This window comes from Limnohabitans sp. (genome assembly GCF_044373035.1).
Taxonomy (GTDB): domain Bacteria; phylum Pseudomonadota; class Gammaproteobacteria; order Burkholderiales; family Burkholderiaceae_C; genus Limnohabitans_A.
In genome coordinates, this window is the sequence record NZ_JBILQU010000125.1 from 1 (window position 1) to 6,701 (window position 6,701).

General features: G+C 58.0%; 5 protein-coding genes. All 5 read left to right on the forward strand.

Going from position 1 to position 6,701, the window contains the following annotated elements:
- The first annotated feature begins 329 nt into the window (after positions 1 to 329).
- Entirely contained in the window at positions 330 to 1,109 is a 780-nt protein-coding gene (locus ACIQ47_RS13805; protein ID WP_396438667.1) for an alpha/beta hydrolase family protein, read from the forward strand.
- 168 nt (positions 1,110 to 1,277) lie between these two features.
- Entirely contained in the window at positions 1,278 to 2,240 is a 963-nt protein-coding gene (locus ACIQ47_RS13810; RefSeq protein ID WP_396438668.1) for an MBL fold metallo-hydrolase, read from the forward strand.
- A gap of 39 nt (positions 2,241 to 2,279) precedes the next feature.
- Entirely contained in the window at positions 2,280 to 4,154 is a 1,875-nt protein-coding gene (locus ACIQ47_RS13815; protein WP_396438669.1) for a DUF1800 family protein, read from the forward strand.
- 12 nt (positions 4,155 to 4,166) lie between these two features.
- A complete protein-coding gene (locus ACIQ47_RS13820) occupies positions 4,167 to 5,618 on the forward strand; it encodes a DUF1501 domain-containing protein (protein ID WP_396438670.1) in 1,452 nt (483 codons plus the stop codon).
- Positions 5,619 to 5,811: 193 nt separating this feature from the next.
- The coding region (locus ACIQ47_RS13825; RefSeq protein ID WP_396438671.1) for an aldo/keto reductase at positions 5,812 to 6,701 on the forward strand (890 nt) is incomplete at its 3' end.

The following is a 6,701-nucleotide window of genomic DNA, read 5'->3' on the forward strand; positions in this document are numbered from 1 at the left end:
GCGACGCTCGATCAAGCCGCATGCGTTGATGCATTCACACCCCTTTTATGGGTGGCGGTCGCCAATAACTTTCTGGAGGCTTTTGCATGGCTGTTGCCTTACACCGGTGCAAAGCGTGCACAGTCCTTGCCGGCATGCTCTTCGTGACCACGGCACATGCTCAATCCGATTGTCGGCCAGCACCCTCGGGCGTGGCTCAGTTGCTTGAAATTCGACCTGGATTTCATCGCGTCCAGGGCCCATTGGCCGAGTTTGATCCGTGCCATCGATCCGTCCAATTGTCGATGCCAGGATTGTTTGCGGACAAGCTGGCGGACAAGCCGCCTCTGATGATCATTGCGCATGGCGGCAATGGCCCTGGATCAGCCGAGCAGGAAATGGTTCGTCGGATGAACGCGCGAGGTGTGGCCACCTTGTTGTTTGATGCCTACGAGATGAATGGTTTTCAGTACCGCGGTACTTCGCTGTTTTTGACTGGCGCGACCAATGAATCGCGCCAGCGCATGATCTTCAAGGCCACCCTTGGGGCTTACCACTGGATTCGCGAAAACGCCCGCATTGACACCTCACGCCTTTACATCCATGGGCTGTCCAACGGCGGCAGTGTGGCGCTGAACATGGCCGCCGTGGTGGATCCCGCGCATGTCCGGATGGTGTTTTCTGAAGGGGCGCCTTCGGCAGGCATCGGCATGCCGGATCAGATTCGGGTACCCCTGAAAATGGTCTTCGGCAAAATGGACAACTATGGTGGCAGGACCGTAGACGACTGGATGCACCTGCGCACCGACCCGTGTGTGGTCAATCAGCCCGCCAAAGGCGCAGCTGTGGGGACAGCCCAGCGCTGCAGCCTGCGGGTCAATCCAGCGGCGCAGGGGCTGTCACCTCACCAATGGGCAGAACAACTCCAGGCGCAAGGTCAGCCGGTTGAGTTCTGGTTCTACGATGAAGCGGCGCACGGTTTGCTGGCGGGAGCGATCGATCGTGGCATGCGCACCTATGGTTCTGGCCCCACGGCCTCCCAACGCTTTGGCTGGATTGGCGCGACTTCCAACGCGGCCAACCGTTTTGTCGCTGACCTGATGAAGTCCATCAAGTCGAGCTATCCTTAGAGCCGATGGGTGTCGAAAAGGCCGTGGTTTCTGGGCTGCAACAGGGTGTACTTATCGATGCATGCATGATTTGTCGAGCATTGTCCCTGCGGCGATCATGGTCAATGGTGAGGACCCGGAGCAAGGCCAGCGCAAAGCGTAAGGTACATCCACTTTTGGTGAGATGCTATGTTGAATCGTCGTCATTTTCTGGGTGCTGGCATGGTGGGTGCCAGCGCACTCACTTTTTCTTCTGTCTGGTCGCAAAACCCCCCCCAGTTTGGTCTCCCGGCCATGCCCGCTGTGGGTTTCAAACGCATGAAACTGGGCGCCATGGAAATCATTGCGCTCAATGACGGTGCCGTGCGCCGCCCGCTGGGTCAGGAATTTGTGCCCGCCGTGCCGCTGGACCAGGTCAAGGCGCTGCTGGCCACGCAAAGCTTGCCCACCGATTACATCGATGTGCCCTACACCGCCTTTTTGCTGATCAATGGCAGCCAACGGTACTTGTTCGATACCGGTTTTGCAGACAATGGTCCCCCAACCACCGGCAAACTGCTGGGGAACTTGGCCGCTGCAGGTTACAAGCCGGAGGACATCCACAACGTGGTACTGAGCCACTTTCATGGCGACCACATCAACGGTGTGCGATTTAAAAACGGCAATTTGGTTTATCCGAATGCACGCGTGCATGTGCCTGCCCCTGAGCACGCTTTCTGGACCGATGAAGCCCGCATTGCGGCAGCGCCCGCGCCCATGCAAGGCGCTTTTGGGGCGGTCAAACGCGCCTTGACCGGGTTGACGTCAGACCAATTGGTCAAGTTCGAGCCGGGCAGTACTTTGGCTCCGGGTATCCAGTCGGTGGCCGCTTTTGGCCATACCCCCGGTCACACCTTGTTCACGGCGCGTTCTGAAGGCCAGTCGTTTGCCTACGTGGCCGACATCACCAACGTGCCGTCCTTGTTTGCGCGCAACCCCGATTGGGCCGTGCTGTTTGACATGAACCCCGAGATGGCCCGCCAGAGTCGTCGTCGCATTTTCGAGATGTTGGTCAATGAAAAAATGATGGCGGGTGGTTTTCACTTCCCGTTCCCGGCATTCGGCACGATCGAGCCATCGGGCAACGGATACCAATTTGTGCCGGTCGCCTGATCATTGCCCCCATTCTGGACCATCTCACCCAGGCATTCGATGCTCAATTCCAAGACAAGCGAGCCCCATTCGGGGCTCGGGCCAGCGGACACCTTGGCCATCCAGGGCCCTGAGAACAAGCACGAGCCGCTCGCCGACGCCCAAGGCCTGACACATCCTGAAGGCGCGGATCAATCCCAGGCTCTTCGGTATGCATTGCCTGCAGGTTTGGTGGCATTCCTGAGTGCTTGTGGTGGCGGCAGCGCTGCCCCCACCCCGGAAGTACTTCCCCCCAGCGGGATTTCTCAAAGCCAGGCGTCCCGATTTCTCCAGCATGCTCAGTTCAGCGCCCGCTACGATGACATCAAGGCGGTCCAGACGTTGGGCTATGGCCCTTGGCTGGCCCAAGCCATGTCACTGCCCAACAGCCTGGGCGGCTGGGAATGGCTCAGGGCCAAAGGCTACGACGCCATCAATGAGCACGAATATTTTTTCAAAGACAATCTGACCAACTATATGGTCTGGTATCAGGTGATGGCTTCGCCGGACCCAGTGAGACGACGGATCGCGTTGGCTTTGTCTGAATTTTTCGTGGTGTCGGGCAACGGTCTGCAGCTGAACTGGCCCGCCTTTCACATGGCCCGCTATTGGGACCTTTTGTGTGAGCACGCTTTCGGCAACTTTCGAACCTTGTTCGAGCACATCACACTCAGCCATGCGATGGGGTCGTTTCTGAACACGCTGGGCAATCAAAAGGAGGACCCTCAATCAGGCCGAGTGCCCGATGAAAATTTTGCCCGCGAGGTCATGCAACTGTTCAGCATCGGATTGGTAGAACTGTCTCTGGACGGTACGCCTAAAACCGGAGCCAATGGGCAGCCGATTGAGACTTACACCCTCAAAGACGTCAGCGGATTGGCCAAAGTTTTCACAGGCTATGGCGAAGATGAAGGGGATGGTTTTTTCACTAGCCCTGTACCGCCCAACTCTCGGGTGCGCAATCTGAGCTTTACCCGCAAGCCCATGAAGTTCAATGCCAGGAGTCATTCTGACGCTGACAAGAGTTTTTTGGGCGTTCGCATACCGGCTGGCACCGATGGCCCCAGCAGCCTTCGGTTGGCGCTCGACACGCTTTTCAAACATCCCAATGTGGGCCCCTTCTTTGCGCGACAGATGATTCAGCGTTTGGTCACCAGCCATCCCGCCCCTGCTTATGTGGCACGTGTTGCCAGTGTGTTCAACAACAACGGGCAAGGGGTTCGAGGGGATTTGGCAGCAGTCTTTAGCGCCGTGCTGCTCGACAAGGATGCCATTGGCCCTGAAAGTCTGGCTTCGAATGACTTTGGGAAGCTGCGGGAACCGGTGGTGCGCATTGCCCAGTGGGCTCACACTTTCCGGGCCCAATCCCTCAAAGGGACCTGGAAAATCGGCTCGCCCACCTGGTCCGCCGAAGAGTCGCTGGCGCAAAGTCCTCTCATGGCCCCTTCGGTCTTCAACTTCTTTCGGCCGGGCTACGTTCCTCCCGGAACGGTGCTGGCCAGCCGGGGTGCGACGGCACCTGAATTCCAGCTCGTCAACGAAAGCACGGTGTCTTCCTACATCAACTATCTGCAGTCGTTTTTGCAACGAGGCATGTGGGTCAGGGCCCCAGAACTGCCCAGCAGCCCGATGAACCCGACCGCGACAGACGGGCCCGACATCGTGCCTGACTACAGCAGCGAAATGGGGTTCGCGCACGATGGCAATGCTTTGGTGCAACACCTGAACTTGTTGTTGTGTGCGGGCCAAATGTCCGATGCCTCTCGCCAGGCGATCAGCTTGGCCTTGGATCAGTTCAACCTTCAAACTTACGCCTCAGACGATGCCCGTCGGCAGCACGTCGCGCGGGCCTTGTTGCTGGTCATGAGCAGCCCGGATTACCTCATTCAGCGCTGAGCGGAGAGCACCATGAATTCAGAAACAGTCAGCGCTCCATCTCGTCGCGCATTTTTGCAAAGAAGCAGTCTGATGGCTGCCGCCGGTGTGGCCGCCCCCTGGGCGCTGCAACTGGCCGCGATGGGCGAAGCTGCCGCCTTCAATGGCGACGATTACAAAGCCTTGGTCTGCGTTTTTCTGTACGGCGGCAACGACTATGCCAACACAGTGGTCACTTACGACGAAGCCAGTCACCGTCGCTATGCCGATATCCGGGCGGCGGGTGCAGGCTCGGCTGCCGACGGCATCGTGCTCTCTAGGGAAACGTTGGCCAAAACGGTGCTCAGACCCGTTCAGGCTTTACCTGAAGGACGCCAATATGCCCTGCATCCCTCTATGCCCAACCTGGCGGGGCTGTTCAACAGTGGACAGGCTGGTGTCCAGCTCAATGTGGGTCCGCTGGTGGTGCCTTTGACGCGCCAACAGTTTGAAAGCCAGGCCTACCCCATGCCGCCCAAGCTGTTTTCGCACAACGATCAGCAATCGCTTTGGCAATCCTCCTCTCCGGAAGGCTCCACCATCGGTTGGGGTGGGCGGCTTGGTGACATCGCCATGCCCAGCAACAGCCAGTCCTTGTTTACTTGCATTTCAGTCACAGGCAACAGCGTCTTCTTGTCTGGGCAAGATGCGCTGCAATACCAGTGCAGCACCAGTGGTGCCATCAAGGTGCGCGCCCTTCAGGAGGGTGACTGGCTGTTTGGCAACCATACAGGGATGCGTGCCACCTTGCTGAACTTGGTCCAGCAAAACAGGGCCCATGTTCTGCAAAATGAATACAACAACGTGATGCGACGGGCCTTGGCTGCTGAAGGCAAGGTCTCTGGCGCCCTTGCCAGTGTCAACCTGAGCACGGCCTTTGCCGACAACAACCTTTCTCGCCAAATGCGCATGGTGGCCCGGTTGATCGGGGCTCGTCAGCGCTTGGGTGTAAAGCGTCAGGTCTTTATGGTGTCATTGGGAGGCTTTGATCTGCATGACAACCTGGTCGCGCGTCAACCCGGTCTTTTGCAGGAAGTAGATCAGGCCATTTCGAGTTTCTACAAGGCCACCGTGGAATTGGGCGTTTCTGACAAGGTGACCACTTTCACGGCATCCGATTTTGGGCGCACCCTCACCTCCAATGGCAATGGATCGGACCATGGCTGGGGGTCGCACCATTTTCTGGTGGGCGGTGCGGTCAAAGGCGCTCGATTTTATGGTGAGGCGCCACCCGTCAGTGCTTCCGACAGCAAGGACCCCCAGGACCAATGGCATGTCGGGCAAGGCCGACTGCTGCCCCGGACATCCACTGATCAGTTTGCCGCCACCCTTGGGCGTTGGTTCGGTGTAGAGGAAGGCGAGCTTGCACGGATCCTGCCCAATTTGAGAAATTTTGGAAAATCGGCTGGACGACTGGACTACCCGACAGATCTTGGCTTCCTGTAATTCCAGCCAGCCGTGTGATGCCGAGGCTCTTCGGCATGTACTGAGGCAAAGCAGGTTTTCAGGGGCACTGCAAATTGGAGGTGATCCTCATCGGGTGAGGTCCATCAAAGATGGGCAGGCTTTGCACAGGTGACAGTCTGGGTTTTGAATTGGGTTTAGCCTTTGTCGCCGCATCGCTCATTCAAAGGACAACATGAAATTCACCACCTTGGGCAAAAGCCCTCTGAAAGTTTCCCGCCTGTGTTTGGGCACCATGATGTTTGGTGACCAGACGCCTTTGGAAGATGCGCGAGCGATGGTGGCCGATGCGCAAGAAAAGGGCTGTAACTTCATCGACACCGCCGATGTGTATACCTTGGGTAAATCAGAAGAGATGGTGGGCCAAATACTCAAGGGGCATCGTCAGCATTGGGTATTGGCCAGCAAGGTCGGTAACCCGATGTCGAACCGCCCCAATCATCAGGGCTACTCGCGCAGCTGGATGTTGCGGGCTTGCGAAGACAGCCTGCGCCGCTTGGACACCGATCACCTGGACATTTATTACCTGCACCGCGATTACAACGGCATGAACCTGGAAGAGCCCTTGCGGGGCATTGAAGCCTTGCTGCGCGACGGCAAGATCCGCTACTGGGGCGTGTCCAATTTTCGGGGCTGGCGCATTGCCGAGATGGTGAACATGGCCCGTCAAATGAACATGCCTGGCCCCGTGGTTTGTCAGCCTTATTACAACCTGCTCAATCGCTTGCCCGAGGTGGAAATTCTGGAGGCGTGTGGCCATTACGGTTTGGGCGTGGTGCCCTACAGCCCGATTGCACGCGGCGTGCTCACGGGAAAATATGCGCCCGGCCAGACGCCTGCAGAGGGCAGCCGTGCTGCCCGGGGTGACAAGCGCATTCTGGAGACCGAATTCCGCGAAGAGTCGCTGCAGATTGCACAAACTTTGCGGCTGCATTGCGAACGCAAGGGCGTGTCGCTGGCGCACTTTGCCACCGCCTGGGTGCTGGCCAACCGAAATGTGAGTGCGGTCATTGCAGGCCCGCGCACGCTGGCGCAGTGGCAAGACTATGCGGGCGCACTGGATGT